Origin of the sequence: Marinomonas gallaica, assembly GCF_001639745.1 — a bacterium.
Classification (GTDB): domain Bacteria; phylum Pseudomonadota; class Gammaproteobacteria; order Pseudomonadales; family Marinomonadaceae; genus Marinomonas; species Marinomonas gallaica.
The window spans coordinates 36,853-52,773 of record NZ_LTAX01000013.1 but is presented as its reverse complement, the minus strand read 5'-3'; the positions used below and the strand labels follow the sequence as shown (position 1 = coordinate 52,773).

Annotated in this window: 19 protein-coding genes; 17 read left to right on the top strand and 2 right to left on the bottom strand. The window is 43.9% G+C overall.

The features are described 5' to 3' along the window. Window positions 1-156: 156 nt before the first annotated feature. Both AYW76_RS12735 and AYW76_RS12730 read left to right on the top strand, forming a co-directional pair. Window positions 157-402 (top strand): hypothetical protein, encoded by a 246-nt coding sequence (locus tag AYW76_RS12735; RefSeq protein WP_067220752.1) that lies wholly within the window; start codon window positions 157-159, stop codon window positions 400-402. Window positions 403-843: 441 nt separating this feature from the next. Then, the gene (locus AYW76_RS12730) at window positions 844-1,113 is read left to right on the top strand and encodes a hypothetical protein (RefSeq protein WP_067035896.1); all 270 of its coding nucleotides are present in this window, start codon (window positions 844-846) and stop codon (window positions 1,111-1,113) included. A gap of 85 nt (window positions 1,114-1,198) precedes the next feature. Here AYW76_RS12730 and AYW76_RS12725 read toward each other — a convergent pair whose 3' ends face one another. Beyond that, complete coding sequence (locus tag AYW76_RS12725; RefSeq protein WP_067035900.1) at window positions 1,199-1,663, bottom strand: Lrp/AsnC family transcriptional regulator; 465 nt, start codon at window positions 1,661-1,663, stop codon at window positions 1,199-1,201. A gap of 126 nt (window positions 1,664-1,789) precedes the next feature. Here AYW76_RS12725 and AYW76_RS12720 point away from each other — a divergent pair, with 126 nt between their 5' ends. The 5 genes from AYW76_RS12720 (at window position 1,790) to AYW76_RS12700 (ending at window position 4,979) form a co-directional block, all read left to right on the top strand. Next, window positions 1,790-2,734: a hypothetical protein gene (locus tag AYW76_RS12720; RefSeq protein WP_067220749.1), complete on the top strand. Its 945-nt coding sequence runs from the start codon at window positions 1,790-1,792 to the stop codon at window positions 2,732-2,734. A 152-nt stretch (window positions 2,735-2,886) separates the two neighbouring features. After that, window positions 2,887-3,288 (top strand): YccF family protein, encoded by a 402-nt coding sequence (locus AYW76_RS12715; RefSeq protein WP_067220746.1) that lies wholly within the window; start codon window positions 2,887-2,889, stop codon window positions 3,286-3,288. A 499-nt stretch (window positions 3,289-3,787) separates the two neighbouring features. Beyond that, window positions 3,788-4,072, top strand: a complete 285-nt coding sequence (locus AYW76_RS12710; protein WP_067035905.1) for a hypothetical protein — start codon at window positions 3,788-3,790, stop codon at window positions 4,070-4,072. 78 nt (window positions 4,073-4,150) lie between these two features. Further along, on the top strand, window positions 4,151-4,423 hold the full coding sequence (locus AYW76_RS12705; RefSeq protein WP_067035908.1) for a hypothetical protein: 273 nt from the start codon (window positions 4,151-4,153) through the stop codon (window positions 4,421-4,423). A gap of 205 nt (window positions 4,424-4,628) precedes the next feature. Beyond that, window positions 4,629-4,979 carry a hypothetical protein gene (locus AYW76_RS12700; RefSeq protein WP_067220744.1) on the top strand — a complete coding sequence of 117 codons (351 nt, stop codon included), beginning with the start codon at window positions 4,629-4,631 and terminating at the stop codon, window positions 4,977-4,979. 87 nt (window positions 4,980-5,066) lie between these two features. On the opposite strand, the gene AYW76_RS12695 is transcribed toward AYW76_RS12700, so the two are convergent. Next, complete coding sequence (locus AYW76_RS12695) at window positions 5,067-6,785, bottom strand: sensor domain-containing diguanylate cyclase (RefSeq protein ID WP_197467822.1); 1,719 nt, start codon at window positions 6,783-6,785, stop codon at window positions 5,067-5,069. Window positions 6,786-7,064: 279 nt separating this feature from the next. Between AYW76_RS12695 and AYW76_RS12690 the strand changes: the two genes are divergently transcribed. The 10 genes from AYW76_RS12690 to AYW76_RS12645 all read left to right on the top strand — a co-directional run bounded on the left by AYW76_RS12690 (window position 7,065) and on the right by AYW76_RS12645 (window position 15,891). Then, entirely contained in the window at window positions 7,065-7,817 is a 753-nt protein-coding gene (locus tag AYW76_RS12690) for a MipA/OmpV family protein (RefSeq protein WP_067220741.1), read from the top strand. After that, window positions 7,807-8,493, top strand: coding sequence for a hypothetical protein (locus tag AYW76_RS12685; RefSeq protein WP_067220738.1), 687 nt, complete (start codon window positions 7,807-7,809; stop codon window positions 8,491-8,493). Before AYW76_RS12690 ends, AYW76_RS12685 begins: the two co-directional genes overlap by 11 nt. Beyond that, window positions 8,486-9,607, top strand: coding sequence for a sensor histidine kinase (locus tag AYW76_RS12680; protein ID WP_067220736.1), 1,122 nt, complete (start codon window positions 8,486-8,488; stop codon window positions 9,605-9,607). The genes AYW76_RS12685 and AYW76_RS12680 overlap by 8 nt, the downstream gene beginning before the upstream one ends. After that, window positions 9,594-10,388 (top strand): LytR/AlgR family response regulator transcription factor, encoded by a 795-nt coding sequence (locus AYW76_RS12675; RefSeq protein WP_231872607.1) that lies wholly within the window; start codon window positions 9,594-9,596, stop codon window positions 10,386-10,388. Before AYW76_RS12680 ends, AYW76_RS12675 begins: the two co-directional genes overlap by 14 nt. Window positions 10,389-10,500: 112 nt before the next feature. Then, entirely contained in the window at window positions 10,501-11,190 is a 690-nt protein-coding gene (locus tag AYW76_RS12670) for a pseudouridine synthase (RefSeq protein WP_067220734.1), read from the top strand. Between the two features lie 70 nt (window positions 11,191-11,260). Then, window positions 11,261-12,946: a SulP family inorganic anion transporter gene (locus AYW76_RS12665; protein WP_067035927.1), complete on the top strand. Its 1,686-nt coding sequence runs from the start codon at window positions 11,261-11,263 to the stop codon at window positions 12,944-12,946. Between the two features lie 214 nt (window positions 12,947-13,160). Then, window positions 13,161-13,604, top strand: coding sequence for a translesion error-prone DNA polymerase V autoproteolytic subunit (gene umuD, locus AYW76_RS12660; RefSeq protein ID WP_067035930.1), 444 nt, complete (start codon window positions 13,161-13,163; stop codon window positions 13,602-13,604). Continuing rightward, complete coding sequence (gene umuC, locus AYW76_RS12655) at window positions 13,601-14,872, top strand: translesion error-prone DNA polymerase V subunit UmuC (RefSeq protein WP_067220731.1); 1,272 nt, start codon at window positions 13,601-13,603, stop codon at window positions 14,870-14,872. Before umuD ends, umuC begins: the two co-directional genes overlap by 4 nt. Window positions 14,873-15,308: 436 nt before the next feature. Beyond that, complete coding sequence (locus AYW76_RS12650) at window positions 15,309-15,569, top strand: hypothetical protein (protein ID WP_067220729.1); 261 nt, start codon at window positions 15,309-15,311, stop codon at window positions 15,567-15,569. Window positions 15,570-15,624: 55 nt separating this feature from the next. Then, window positions 15,625-15,891, top strand: coding sequence for a hypothetical protein (locus AYW76_RS12645; RefSeq protein WP_067220726.1), 267 nt, complete (start codon window positions 15,625-15,627; stop codon window positions 15,889-15,891). Window positions 15,892-15,921: the final 30 nt, after the last annotated feature.

Here is a 15,921-nt window from a genome sequence, read left to right as displayed (position 1 = left end):
AGCAGGTAATGGTTACCTCGGATTGTAAGTTAAAGTGACGTTATGTATGGATAAGTGATCGGCACGATGAGAGTAACGATTCTTTGTAATCGGTCTGTTTAGCCTTTGGCTAAGAGCTGATATCCTTGCCTGTTTTACGCATCTGGGTAGTAGATAATGATTAATGATGACACAGTAATTGAGACGCTAGACGAACTAGAGGCCTTTTTGATTTCGGTGGAAAATGGCGGTTTGGGTCTTAATAATGTTGCGGGGATTGCATTGGCGACCAACAACGCTGATGGACGTCCTTTTGTCGCAGTTTTGGACGACAAGCATCAGTTGTTGATGGGACGTTGGGTGACACAAGATGTGTTTGACAACGGTAAAGATAGGGTTCGAAGAGGCCCGACTAAGCATTAACTGACGGCGAGTCCGTTGCTTTTTTACTGGCAAGATAAGGAATGATCGAATCCTTTGATGATTCCTTATCTATTTATTCGATTTCAATTATGTAAGTGCCTTTTTTTAATACGGTATGCTTTAACTTTTAAGGACGCATTAAGGCTCGTGTCGTATGCATTGTGTGCACGATTAAGTCATTGAGACGGTAGAGTTTAATAATATTACGAGATGTTTGTGACTATTTAATGCAAATTCTCATGAATAGGTCACCTTTATATAAGTAAATGCGCTATTGGTGCTTTTATCATCAAATATGGCTGTTTTGTCTTATTATAGGAAGCATGTTGGAACGCGTCTTTGAGCTCTATTATTATTTTTAAACAGGTCTAATATCTGTCTTATCGAAACGCAGCGGACATCTCTTCAAGCCCGCAGCCCAACAACTTAAAGGTGAATATTATGAACTTCAAGACTCCAGCACTTATCGCAGCGCTTACTTTAACAGCAACGGCTTCTTTCGCGGCAAGCGACAATAACCTACATGACGATTACCTAAGCGCACAGGCTCAAGCCAAAGCACTTTCTGCTCAGTTAGACACAATGGGTGTTGAATCTAATCCAAATGTTGAATTTAACTCGCCTGCGACACTTTCTCAAAAAGTGGATGCATACGAAGCTAAGATTTCAGACCTTCAAGGTCAATTTGATTCAGCTCACTCAGCGAACTAATCAAAACCTCGTGTTTTAATCGGGATCCCCCTTTAACCCCGATCGACTTAGCCCCAGTAAGCTTTGCTTACTGGGGCTTTGTTGTTTAAGGGATATCAATAGCGGTTTCAAATTTGTCTCGCTTCATTGAAATCAAGGTACGAAACTTACGTACATTGGGATCGGAATACAGTAGCCGATCACACAGAGATTCGTAGGCCACCATATCGGTGGTCATCACGATTAAAACAAAGTCGACTTCCCCCGTTACTTGATAACATTGCTTTACCTCCGGTGTGTTTTGCACACGCTGCACGAATGCTTGAAATAGGTGTTTGTGATCTCGCTCCATAAAGACCTCCACCACCATATGCAACATGGGCCCAAGTTTGCTTGGCTCAAGTAGTGTAACTTGCCTGGCAATGTAGCCGTCCTCAGTTAAGCGCTTCACGCGTTTTAAGCAAGCAGGCGGGGACAGCCCAATCACTTCCGCTAATTGAACATTTGTCAGACGGCTGTCTACTTGTAGTTGGCGCAGTATATTGCGGTCAATATTGTCGAGTTCGGGCATGATTAATAAAATTTTGTTTGGTGTGATTAAAACGAATTTATCAGCATGTTATGGGCTATTAAAGAGAAATAATTTCTTTGATGTCGATTACAATAGCCTCACAGCAACAGGTTTAAGATGACAGGTATGAATATTGTGTTTCGAGAGAGCGGCTACTTAATTAAAGAGTCGGGGCGAGTGTACTGGACATTGTTAAAAGTGATGGTGCCTGCATTGTTGATCGTTAAAGGGTTAGACATGTTAGGCGGCGTGACCTTACTTGGTCATCTGTTATCGCCGATTATGCAATTGGTCGGGCTGCCTGATGAAGTGGGGATTGTGTGGGCGACATTCATGCTTACCAATATCTACGCTGGCATGCTGGTGTTTTTCAATTTAGGCATTGCGGAAAATTTAAGCGTGGCACAAGTGACAGTGTTAGGTGTGCTGGCATTGCTAGGGCACTCGTTACCCGTTGAAGGTGCGGTAGCAAAGCGTATGGGAGTAGGGTGGCGAGCGACGCTTGCTTTGCGTTTTGGTGGGGCGTTAGTGCTTGGCTTTATATTGCATCAGTTTTATAGCCACTTTGATTTACTACAACAGCCGAGTGAGCTGTTATGGCAACCGCCAGCCAGCACCGACCCTAGTTTTATCGGTTGGTGTCTTAATCAGATCGAAACGTTTGCTTGGATCTACGTCATCATTCTCACACTAATGACATTACTCAAACTACTGCGAGTATTGGGTGTAGAGCGATTGATGCATATGGTGCTGTATCCCGTATTAAGGATGCTGGGTATTGGTAAAGATGCCGCCAATGTTGCAGTGATTGGAACCGTGCTTGGGCTCACGTTTGGCGCAGGGTTGTTAATTAAAGAAGCGGAATCAGGACGTTTAACGAAACGTGATATTTTCTTAACCATTGGCTTTTTAAGTTTGTGCCATAGCGTGATAGAAGACACTACTTTAGTCTTGCTGCTTGGTGCTGATTTATCGGGTGTACTGTGGGCGCGTTTGGCGTTTGCATTAATCGTTATTGCTGTTTTAGCAAGGGTTTCTTTCGTGACAAAGCGGCTAGAGGCAGCTAATTAGTATAGAGTTAAAGTCCCCAGTGTAACTTGCTAATATTTCGATGTGATATCAAGCCGTTTCGGCGCGCTAACGTATAAACCGCTGGGACTTGTTATTGAGAGAAAGAGGCGTTATTTTGTCTTTTCGATTAGACATAATATCAAGGAACGATAGTGAGAGTGATTGGGAATATTATTTGGTTTCTCCTTGGAGGGGTGGAAGTTGCCCTATTGTGGGTGATTGTAGGCGTGCTCGCCGCTGTCACTATTATTGGGATGCCCTGGGCTAGGAGCTGTTTTATGATCGCTAAAGTCGCGGTACTGCCTTTTGGTAAACAATTTACTCCGGTCAATCAAGTTATTGATGAAGATCATCTCACGCTTGGCAGTCTGGGTATCTTGGGAAATGTCTTCTGGACTGTTCTGGCGGGCTTTTGGTTGGCCATATTCCACACTGTTTCGGCGATTATTTTAGCCATCACCATTCTCGGAATTCCTTTCGCGCTGCAGCATGTGAAGTTGGCTCGTGCAGCCCTGGCACCAAACGATGTAAGAGTCGTTTCTTTTTATAAATAGGCCGTGATGACACCTAAAGGGCGCTGGGCCTCGTTGCTAATCCTCTTCAGCGCGCTAATTTTTAGGAATGATCGAATTCATCGATCATTCCTAATCTATTAATTCGATTTCAATTATGTAAGTGCACATCTATTTATTTTTGTTTCGTTTTTATTAAGTATGGATTATGGACGTAACCATAAATAATTTTTGCAAATTTTACTAAGAAGGTGTGTTTTTAAATAGTGTTGTCGTTGTTCCTGTGAATAATATTTGCTAATTTTTAGGCATAAAGAACATATTGTTCTGGTCATGCATGATTGATGCTTTTATCCCTAAATAAGGCGTGTTTTAAAGCTTGTAGCAAGTATTTTGGAACGATTCACTGAGCTCTTTTTTTATTTTTCAAGAGGTCTAATATTCATCTTATCGAAACGCAGCGCACAGCAATCAACGCCAGCTGCTAAACAAATAAATGACTGAACATTAATTGATTGGTCTAGATAGAAAGGTGATTATTATGAACTTTAAAACTCCAGCACTTATCGCAGCCCTAACATTAACCGCTTCTGCTTCTTTTGCATCTGGCGACGAGAATAACCTGCTTGATAACTACCTAGACGCACAAGCGCACGCTAAAGCCTTGTCAGCGCAGCTCGACACAATGGGTGTAGAGTCAAATCCAAATGTTGAATTCAATTCACCAGCGACACTGTCTCAAAAGCTTGATGCCTACGAAAGCAAAATTGATTCGCTTCAAGCTAAGTTCGATGCGCACAACTCCTCTGCGACTCAAGCTAACTAATATTTAGCTGAGTAACGCAAGCAACGAACCAGCGGCGTATTCGCCAAGACATATTATTTTATTTTAGAGGTGATTATTATGAACTTTAAAACTCCAGCGCTTATTGCAGCTCTTACACTTACCGCTTCTGCATCATTTGCTTCAGGCGATGAAAACAACTTGCTTGATAACTACCTTGATGCACAAGCGCATGCTCAAGCCATTTCTGCGCAGTTAGAAACAATGGGCGTTGAATCGAACCCGAATATTGAGTTTAATTCTCCTACCACGTTGTCTCAAAAGCTTGACGCATACGAAGACAAAATTGATGAGCTTCAAAATCAGTTTGATACCGTTCGTAGCGCGAACTAATATTGTTGGCTCATAAGCCTCACTGTTAAATCGCTAGTAAGCAACAAAAGCCCCGACAGGTTTCCCCTGATCGGGGCTTTGTTTTTACAGGCGTTTCAGCTCTTTCCAATCTGCCTATCGTATGTTCTATTTGGCATCTATTAAAACGACTTAAGTGAAGCAGTCATTCAGTGACTGAGAATTTTGACTGGATAGGGAGCAGTTAATGGATATCTTAGAGCAATCTGATGCCAATATTCGAAAGGTCGCCGAGACGATTTGGGGCGATATGGTGAACGGCGCGAACAGCAGAGATTGGGACATTTACTCTCAACATATGCTTGCTGAGTCGGTCACTGAGCAAGCCAGAGCCAGCGTTGAACATCAGTGGCAATACAGCAAGATGTTCACCTCGCTGACAGAGGAACGCGAATTTATGGGCGTTCTAAGGCAAATGGATCATGTTTTGGTGTTGTGGAAGCAGTGGAGCACGAAAGTAGAAGGTGACTTTTTAGTGATGCTGTATCTAAAGAGCGTCGAAGGGGACGTCAAAGTCATTGGATCGTGGATTCGCTAGCGCCAGAAGTATCAGAGAAAGGTTGGTAACAAGCCCTACCTTTCTCTTTAATATGTCAATGCTGAATAAATCCTATGACGCGTTTGGCTAGTTGATTGACACTTGATTACGGCCGTTTTCTTTGGACTGGTACAGTGCTTCATCAGAACGATCTAAAATGATTTCAGCACGTTGATCACTTTGGCAATAGGTAGCAACACCTAAGCTAATGGTAATGTGGCCAATTTCTTCAATCACGGTGTCCTGAACGATTTGTCGAATTTGTTCTGCTCGTTCTGCGGCCGTTTTTGAGTCTGTTTTTGGCAGTAAAATAGTAAATTCCTCACCCCCATAACGTGCGACAAAATCTCCGTCTCGCGTATTGTTATGCATTAGTTCAACCAGTTTTTTCAAGGCTTCGTCACCGGCCTGATGGCCATAGGTGTCGTTTACCGCTTTGAAGTGGTCAATGTCGATCATGATAACGGAATACGCTTCGCCGTCCTCGGCTGCTTGCTTGAAGATCTGTGTCATAGCTTCTTCAAGCGCTAAGCGATTGAAGCATTGCGTAAGCGGATCTCTTAATGCCAGTTCAGCCAGCTCTTTGTTCGCTTGCTCGAGTGCGTTAGTACGCTTTTGTACGGTGGCTTCCAAATTGGCATTCATTTCTACAAGCGACTGCTCTCGATCCAATAAAGAGGTCATCATCCCTTGTAACGAATTACTTAGACTAATGACTTCTTTCAGGCGACTGTCCGTTTCGGTAAACGATATTTTTCGGCTACCGTTCTTAATCCCTAGAGCGGTTGCCGCTAGGCGTTCAATCGGACGGCTTAAGGCCCCCGCCAGCTGATAGGCGATAAAGACGCCAATCAAGGTTGCCACAATGCTGATTAGCAATATGACTACTCTCATGTCGTGCACCGCAGACATCGCCATGTCACTGGGCTGACGTACGAGTATCTTCCAGCCAAGATCGGTTGACACCTGAGAATCCACTAATGCCATTGCGGTTAAGTAGCGTTTACCGTCACGCCATTCGTTGTACTGAAATTCACCTGACGCTGGGATGTCCTTAGGGACGATGGTTGAGTGAATGAGCGTGTTTGGATATAGGATTTCGTTATTTTTGTCGATGGTGAATATTTCAATGCCATCGTGCTCTTTTGGCAATGCTGAGTTCAAAACATTGCTGACCCATGCCCAGTTAGAGTGGGCTGCAACAACCCCTTCAAATACGCCGTTTTTGCCATAAACGGGTGCGGCAAAGTCTACCAGCCTGGGCTGTGAACCATCATCCATGGGCGCAATCATGCTGGCTAATAAAAGTGCTCCATGCACATCACCTATAAAAGGTGCCTGACTGCCCAGAATAAACCAAGGCCGTTGGCTGACATCGGCGCCTTGCAGCATTTGTTTACCAGCTACCATAACTTTGCCGTCTGCGTTCGCGAACCCAATCCAAGCATAATGTTCGTAAGAATCTTTTATGCGATCCAACGCCTGTTGCATTTTCTCTTGATTCCGCTCAGTTGCGAACAACGGCCGTTTGCTCAGCAAAATGATTTCTCGTTCTCGCTCTTGTAACGTGCTCGACAGCATGTTGGAAACCGATTGAGCGATGATTGCCAGCGACTTGCCACTGGCAATGGTCAGACGATTAGACGAAGCGTTATAAATATAGGATACGACAATAATGCCTAAGATAAGCAACAAGCAGCCAAATAACACAGCGATGCGATTACGAAAGCTATTGAACCAATGTAGAGCGGAATGTGTGGTGGATTGAAGGCTGGAATGAGCTTCGTTTTTGGAAGCATGGCTCAAGTTATCACCTTTGGGCATTAGACGTTAATTTGGATACTTATTATTACCTTAATTTATAAGTCTAAGATAGTTGGGATCGAATTAAATGCCTTTGAGTTTAAAAAAAGCGCTTTTATTGGCTTTTATCACCATTTCTATATGCACTTTATCCTGTTATAGCGCTAATCATCCTTCTATTTCACCATTCATCATATCCGCAATTTTCAAAGGTAGTTGTATGGGACATTGGTTTCACGCTGATCGAGGCGTTCCCTTTTAAATTGTGAGATGGATAGAATAATGATGTTTATAAATATGACTCGTGCGATCAAGGTATGTGTATTTGCCGCTACGCCCCTAGCGTTTTTTGTTGAAGCGTCAGAGTTTGATGCGGACCTTGGTTTGACGCTGTCAGGACAGCAAAACCATGTAATAGGCGAAGAGAATGAAGCTGAGCTTCATCCATATCTCAATCTAAAATACGGCATGTTTGTGGCAAGTCCTGAAGGGGTTGGTATGACAACTAACGTAGGCGAGAGTAATCAGCTGAGTGCGTTATTTTTAATGCGAAAGTCAGTCATTGACCATGATGATAATAAACAACTTGCTTACTTAGGTAAGCGAAAGGATGCGACTGAGCTAGCATTGCATTGGACACACTTTGCGCCGTACGTTGACATTACTGGGGCAGTGTCCATGGATGTATCGGATACTCATGATGGTTATGAGGCTAAACTGATGTTGTCGAAACGAATAGAAACCGCATTAGGTTCATTGATCCCTGCAGCGGCTATTCAATATCAGTCTGATGACTTAGTTGATTATTATTATGGCGTTCGCACGTCTGAAGCCAGCTCTTCTTTTAGCGCTTACAAAGGAAAAGCGAGTACCAACGCCAATGTATCAATGACTCACGTATACCCAATGACAGATCAGTGGCATGTGGCGACAACTGTTGCCTATGATTATTTAGGTGATGGTATCAGTGACAGTACAATTGTGAAGGAATCTGGCTATTGGAGCGGTTCTATGACGGTTTTTTATGCGTTCTAATAAAGTAAAAAGCCAAAATCAAAAAGTAATGGTTGGCGGGTATTGCGGCATCATCGCAGGACTTTGTTTTCTATTTGGTATGCTGGTTTATGTTTGTTTCTTAATGGAGTACCGCTTTGGCGATATAAACGAGCCTTTCGCGTCGCAAGTTCGTACTATGGCTGAGCATGCGTTATTACTCTATGGATGGTATTTCATCATTTATATTGTGTTTGGGTTGGCGCTTTTAGGCTTTCAAATAGGGATACAGCCCTATCTAAAAGTAGGTGGTCTACAACAGGCTTGTGCTGTACTGGGTTATCTTTGGGTTGGTTTAACGCTTACGACAGGGATGTTAGCGAATGTCGGAAACACTATGATTTTGCAGGTTGTCAGTTTCGATAGCAGTTCGGCTATGTATTTGTGGTATGCCTTACAAATGCTGATCGATGGTCTTGGCGGTGGCCATGAGATAGTGGGCGGCGTATGGATGTTGACGCTGGGTGCAGCACTTATTTCATTTAATATATATGGGTTAGGCTTAAAAGTGTTGGCGTTTATCATTGGTTCTATAGGTGTGCTTTCGTCTGCTCCGGGATTATCCATGTTGGGAGGAGCCTTTGGCCTAGGCTGCATTGTTTGGTTTTTAATAATAGGTGCGTTAATGATTAAACATACGAGTAAGCGTTATGCTTAAGGTCCCTTTCACTCGTTTCTGGCGACAACATGAACTATTAAAAGACAGTATTACGGTTATGCTTTACTGTAGTTTGATCGCTGTGGTGATCTGGATTACCGAAGCGGGTGAGTTTTGGATGACATTGCAAATATCACTGATTTTTGGTGTGGCTTGTCTGTCTAGTATACGTCTTAGCATTCATTATCTAACAGATCGTATCTCTGTTCGCGCCGCGACAGTTTTGGGGTACTTTGGTGGTGTCGTCATTGGTATGGCGTACTTATTCTATGAGGTATACGATTCCTTTCAGGCGATTCTAAACGCTTCTTGGTCGGACTTATTGCTGAAAGTTGTGTTCAGTATGCTGGTTACGTATATTTTTTATAATGCGCATCGATTGAGCCGCAAAGAAAGAGAGCTCCAAGAACAGAAGATGAAGTCGCTTTTACAAGCGAAGCAGTTAGCTGAGTCCAACTATCAGGTGTTGCAATCTCAGATAGAGCCACATTTTTTGTTTAATACGTTGGCTAATATTCAGGTGTTGATTCATATTCGTCCGCATGACGCCCAGCAAATGTTGGATGACTTAACAAGTTTGTTGAGAGTGTCTATGAGCAAAGTGAAACAACCGCGTATTACACTAACAGAAGAGCTAGATTTGGTAGCCTCGTACTTGTCTATTCAGAAAATCCGAATGGGAGAAAGATTAAGTTTTCAGATACAAAAAGAAGGTGATATTAGTGACGTTGAGTGTCTCCCTTTTTTGCTACAACCATTGGTTGAAAATGCTGTTATACATGGTATTGAGCCAAGCTTGGAAGGTGGAAATATAGAGGTAAAAGTATTAGTGGATGCGAGTAACTGTTATGTGACTATTTTAGATACAGGTTTAGGGCTGACGTCAAACTGGAGTCAAACTAGTGAGACAGACAATCGTCATGGCATTGCGTTGAAAAATATTCGTCAGCGTTTGCAACTTATTTATGCCGATAAGTCGAATTTTTCAATTCGTAATGTCTACAACGATGAGCAGCAAGTCGATGGCTGTTTAGTTGCCTTAAGTTGGCCTCTCTTCAATGATACAACGGTGGGTGAGTTGCATTTTTCAGGAGGCGTACATGGCCAACGCTAATCTAACCAACTCAGGGCATTCTTCTATGTGTGTCATGGTCGTTGATGATGAACCATTATTGCGGTTTTATTTGCAAAGATTGCTACAAGAGCTCTGGGAAGGTGTTGATCAAGTTATTACTGTAGGCTCAGGGTTAGAGGCGATTAGTATGGCTCAAGAAATCAATGTCCATGCTATTTTTATGGATATTAAGATGCCAGGTATTAGTGGTATTGAAACCGCTAAACAGCTTAGAAAAAGTGGCTTTAGTGGGCATTTAGTCTTTGTGACAGCTTATGATGAACACGCAGTAGCTGCATTTGAACATGAGGCACTGGATTATTTACTAAAGCCCATTGAGGAAAAACGTCTTTATGAGTGTATTAAACGCCTACAGAGTCGCTCTCAAACAACAGTCAAGTACGAGCTTGATTCGGACCAGCTGACGCGATTGCTACCTCGAACCGAAAATGTAAATACACTTTCATGGATAAATGCTTCACGAGGAGACAGCATTCATGTCATAAAAGTTAGTGATGTTTTCTGTTTTATTGCTGAAGATAAATATACCTCTGTGATCACCGCCGATGGTGAGTTTCTTATCCGTAAAACAATTAAACAATTAGTGGATGAGCTAAATCCAGATGTATTTTGGCGAATACATCGATCAGCTATTGTCCAGGTTAGCTGTATTGAGTGCGTTAAAAAGGATGATCAAGGGCACTACTTTGTCTTAATTAAAGACTTTGAACGTGTTCTTCCTGTAAGTCGTAATAACGCTCAATTGTTTAAACAAATGTAGAATGCAAACATCAAAGTATGAGCTGTTGATTCTGACGTCAGCCGACACAGCTTGCGGTTTAAAATGAGCCCTTCATAATACGGTGCCAATTTGATAGTTATGTTGTTTGCTCATGCGCTTGGATAAATTTGTCTGCAAAAGTACTGAACTCACAAAAACTGAGGCGATTCATCACATTCAGCAGGGCAGGGTGACGGTTAATGGTGAACCTGCTGTGCTGGAGGCAACTCAAGTTCATGAAAATAATGATGTACGACTGCTCGGCGAGCGGCTGGTTGCTCGTCCTTTCCGTTATATCATGATGCACAAACCTGCCGGCACAGTGTGTTCCAACATCGACGAAGCTTACCCCTCGGTTTTTCAACATTTGTCAGTCGATAAACCGAATGAGTTGCATATTGCCGGGCGCTTGGATGCGGACACGACGGGGCTGGTGTTGATCACGGATGACGGTCGCTGGTCATTTCACATTACACAGCCGAATCGAGGCTGTCGCAAGGTCTACCATGTTTTGTTATCACGGCCTATTGCGGATGATGTCGCGCAGCGTTTTGCTAAGGGTATCCGGTTGCAAGGTGAAGCGGCAGCGACATTACCAGCACAGTTAGAGATAATCACGTCGACTGAAGTACGCTTAACCTTAACGGAAGGCAAGTTCCATCAGGTAAAACGTATGTTTGCTACGGTGGGTAATCGAGTGGTTGGTTTGCATCGTGAGCGCATTGGTGATGTTGTACTCGATGTCCCTGAATCTGGCTGGCGCTATTTAACCGTTGATGAAGTACGGTCTTTTACGCGTTAAGTTATTGATTAATTGACTCATCCTCGTAATCTCGCAAAGATATACACACAATTCTACGTAGAGTCGATACATGACCATCGGACGTCAGCGTTACCGCCTGTTGCAAGGGCTACTGCCTTTGTCTAAATCCCGTTTTTCGCAAGAAGCCATTGCGGGCCTAACATTGGCCGCGCTCGCGATTCCTGAAGTAATGGGTTATACACAAATTGCTGGAGTGCCGGTGGTGACTGGGCTTTATACCATGCTGCTGCCTATGTTGTTATTCGCTGTGTTTGGGGCATCGAGACAACTGGTGGTCGGTGCTGATTCAGCCACCGCAGCGATGTTAGCCACGGCATTAGCGGGTATGGCGCTGGCTGGTTCGGATGATTACATGGCCATGGCTGGAACTCTGGCGTTGTTGGTCAGTGCGATGTTGCTTATTGCACGCTTACTCAACTTAGGCGTGTTGGCCAATTTCTTATCGCGCACCGTATTGATCGGCTTTCTTAGTGGTGTTGGCATACAAGTTTCCTTAAGCCAAGTATCGGGAATGCTGGGCATTGAGCATGAAGGCGTCAGTTCATTAGCGCACTTAGTGTTGCATTGGCCGGCATTGAATAGTTTGAATATTTACACGCTAGTCGTGTCTTTATTGACACTTATTTTGGTGGTTGGGATGCGTTTATGGTCGCCGCGGATACCGGGCGCGTTACTTGCCGTAATCGGCGCGATGATTGTGAGTTGGCTACTGGACCTACAAACACATGGCTTAGCTCTCGTTGGGACCGTGCCGAGCGGTTTGCCTACACTCCAGTTCCCTGTGTTTATGTTAACGTGGGATCAATTTACACAGCTGATTCCAACCGCTTTTGCCATGTTTATGGTGATTATTGCGCAAAGCTCTGCCACCTCTCGTGCTTATGCTGCGCGCCATCAAGAAACAGTCGATGATAATGCCGATCTGATTGGCCTTGGCATGGCCAATTTAGGCGCGGGTTTATCCGGTGCGTTTGTGGTCAATGGCAGTCCAACCAAAACTCAAATGCTGGACGGTTCCGGAGGTCGCAGTCAACTATCTCATTTGATTACGGTGGCGGTGGTTGTGGCGGTGTTGCTGTTTCTAACAGAGCCTTTGGCGTACCTACCTCACGCTACGCTGGCGACGATTGTGTTTTTGGTCGGCATTGAATTGATCGACATTAAAGGACTCCGAGATGTGTGGTATGAGCGCCGCTGGGAGTTTTGGGTGGCGTTGACTACGATGATTGCCGTTGTCGTTCTAGGGGTTGAACTGGGTATTTTGGCTGCCATTGCCTTGTCTCTTCTGGTTCATACTCGCCATGGGTATCGGCCGGTGAACAGTGTCATTGTACCTAATGGCCATGGTCGCTGGCGTGGGGTGCCACTTAACAACAATGCTCAGTTGATGCCGGGGCTGCAGGTGTATCGCTTCACTCATGGGATGTATTACGCTAACGCGGCGCTGATGAACCGAGAGGTCTTGTACTTAGTGAACAGTGCTCGACCCGCATTAGATTGGTTTTGTATCGAAGCGAATGCGGTGGATGATGTGGACTATACCTCAGCAAAAACCTTGCTTTCTCTCGTCGACGAATTGCAAAAATGTCACGTTAGGCTTGTTTTTGCAGAAGTGTCGGATCGGGTTCGCGAAGAATTGGATCGTTCTGGCATTACTGAACAGGTGGGCGAAGACGCTTATTATCAATCCGTTTCCGATGTTGTTGAAGCTTATAAAGTACACGCCCATTCATGAATGAGCCGATACGTTGGACTCTATAAACACTGATCTAGCTCTATATTCTACGGCTTTGACATAGTTGCTTGCGTTTTAGCCCTGTCGCCCGACAACAAAACCCCGGTGAGCTCTGCTTGTCGGGGTTTTGTTGTATCTGAATGTTAAAAATAGATGGGTCTTTATAAAAACTGAGCTATAATGCTGTATAAATATACAGTATATGGAGATCGTTATGCGTGTGACATACCTCGGTTCTGCGGAGTCGGCCGCTTTTCTTGCGTCTAAGCAGATGGCTATTCCGCTTTATGTTGAGTCTGTCTCGGCAGGCTTTCCATCACCTGCTCAGGATTTTGTTGAGCGCTCATTAGATCTAAATGAATTATGTATTCAGAATCCCAGCTCGACCTTTTTTGTGCGAGCACAAGGGGATTCTATGGTCGAGGCGGGGATTCATTCTGGAGACGTGTTGGTCATTGATCGCTCTTTAAGTGCTAAACACGGCGATATTGTGATTGCCTCGATTCATGGTGAGTTAACCGTCAAAGAGTTGCAGCTGAAACCAACAACCGTGTTGCGTCCTCATAATAAAGCGTATCCGGTGATCCCGATTTCGGAGCACTCCGAGTTGGAAATATTTGGCATTGTGACCGGCGTAGTGCGTAGGTTGGAGCGGTGAGTTCTATTTTTGCTTTAGTGGACTGCAATAACTTTTACGCCAGTTGTGAAAAGCTTTTTCGTCCGGATTTAAAACATCGTCCGGTGGTTGTGTTGTCGAACAACGATGGCTGCGTTGTCGCGCGTTCAAAAGAAGCAAAGGCGTTGGGAATTAAAATGGGCGTGCCCGTGTTCCAAATACGAGATCAGATCGAGCAACATAATATTGTGTGCTTCTCATCCAACTACGCATTGTATGCGGACTTGTCGCAACGAGTGATGTCTTTGTTAGAAGAGGAAGCGCCGCACGTCGAAATTTACTCAATTGACGAGGCCTTTCTGGATTTAACAGGGTTAGATGGTTGTGTGGATGTTCTAAGTTTTGGACAACATCTCAAAGCTAAAGTCGATCAATGCACTGGTATTACGGTAGGGGTGGGCATTGCGCCGACTAAAACATTGGCTAAACTCGCCAATCACGCGGCAAAAACTTATCCTGCGACAGGCTCAGTGGTAAATTTAATGGAGCGTGACCGTCAGCGCCGTTTGTTGGCATTGCTGGATGTGTCGGATGTTTGGGGGGTCGGAAGACGTTTAAGTAAGCGTCTATATGAACGCGGCATTTACACTGCGCTGGATTTAGCCGACGCCAATTCAAAGGTTATTCGCAGTGAGTTTTCGGTGGTATTAGAGCGAACGGTTCAAGAACTTAATGGGGTGTCTTGTATCGCGCTTGAAGACGCAGTGCCAGTGAAACAGCAAATTGTCTGCAGTCGTTCATTTGGTACACGCATCATCGAAAAAGAGGCATTAAAAGAAGCCATTGCTAAGTATATGGGGCGTGCCGCTGAAAAACTGCGCTCTGAGCAGCGGTTAGCGCGAGTGGTACAAGTGTTTATACGAACCGGTGCGTTTAACCCCAATGATGCCTATTACACGAATGCATTGACTATTGAATTATCTCATCCAACGAATGATTCCCGTGACTTACTCAAGGCGGCTTATGAGGTACTCGAAAAGCTTTATCGCCCTGGTTACCGATACGCTAAAGCGGGCGTTATGCTGACAGACTTTTATGAGCATCATGCCTACCAACAGGATATGTTCCAAGCAGATCCAGTACGCAAGGGGTCAAAAGCACTGATGGAGGTAATAGACAACATTAACCACAGTCGCCTTGGAAAGGTTTTTCTAGCAGCGCAAGGCACTTCAACCCCTTGGTCAATGAAGCGCGAGCACTTGTCACCAGCGTACACGACGCAATGGTCTGACTTGCCTATCGTGCGTTGATGCGTCCCAATATCGAATAAATCGACTGAATCGCATTGAAGAAACAGATTTCAAATGAGTAAGTCTGGGGCGTTGAAAATCCGTCTATAGTGCTTTGTTCGACTTACTATGTGCTGATATGAGTAGATTGCGCAAACTATGTACACCTGTTGTTTAAATTCCGTTTATAACTCAAGTTAAATTAGACTGTATTTGCGAACTTTAGCTGGTTTAGAGAATGAATGGTTAGCTAATTCCATTATTCTTGCATTAATAACAGTAGACAGCACATTTACCGAAATTAATGGAGGAAAGTTGAAACGGAGTTTTTAGACCTTTTCTTATTCAGCATGGCCTCTAGTATTAATAACATCGAAACGCAAAACGTTGAGTGCAACGAAAGTTAACACGCAAACGTTTAATGTTTAATAAAAGAGACCTTAGCAGGAGGCTCATCATGAAAAAGTTAATCGCAATCACATCAGCTGTTTTAGCAACCTCTGCCATCACATCGCCAGCGTTTGCCGACAACATCTCTGATGATCTTCGTATGGCTGAAGCACGTTACGAATCAATGGCAACTGAAATAGAGTCCGAAGGCTACCAAGTTGATTCGTTGTATACGGAGTCAATGACGACGTCACAAAAGCTAGATACCGTAAAAGAAAAAAACATGGAGCTGAAAGGCGTACTAAATAGCCTTGAAACGTCGCAATAAAAACGCAGCTAAAATTTTCTAAGCTATTATTTTTTAAAGCATATAGGTGAATGATATGAATTTTAAAACACCCGCTATGATCGCAACGCTAACGTTAGCCGCTTCCGCTTCTTTTGCCTCTGGCGATAACAATCTACAAGACGACTACTTAGATTCACAGTCGCATGCAAAAGCACTTTCTGCTCAACTTGAAACGATGGGCGTTGATACTAACCCAAACGTTGAATTTAATAGTCCGACGACATTATCTCAGAAAGTAGACGCTTACGAAGACAAGATTGACACATTGCAAAGCCAATACAATGAACACAGTACTTATTAACACTGTGTATTGGTAAATAGAGCTTTATTC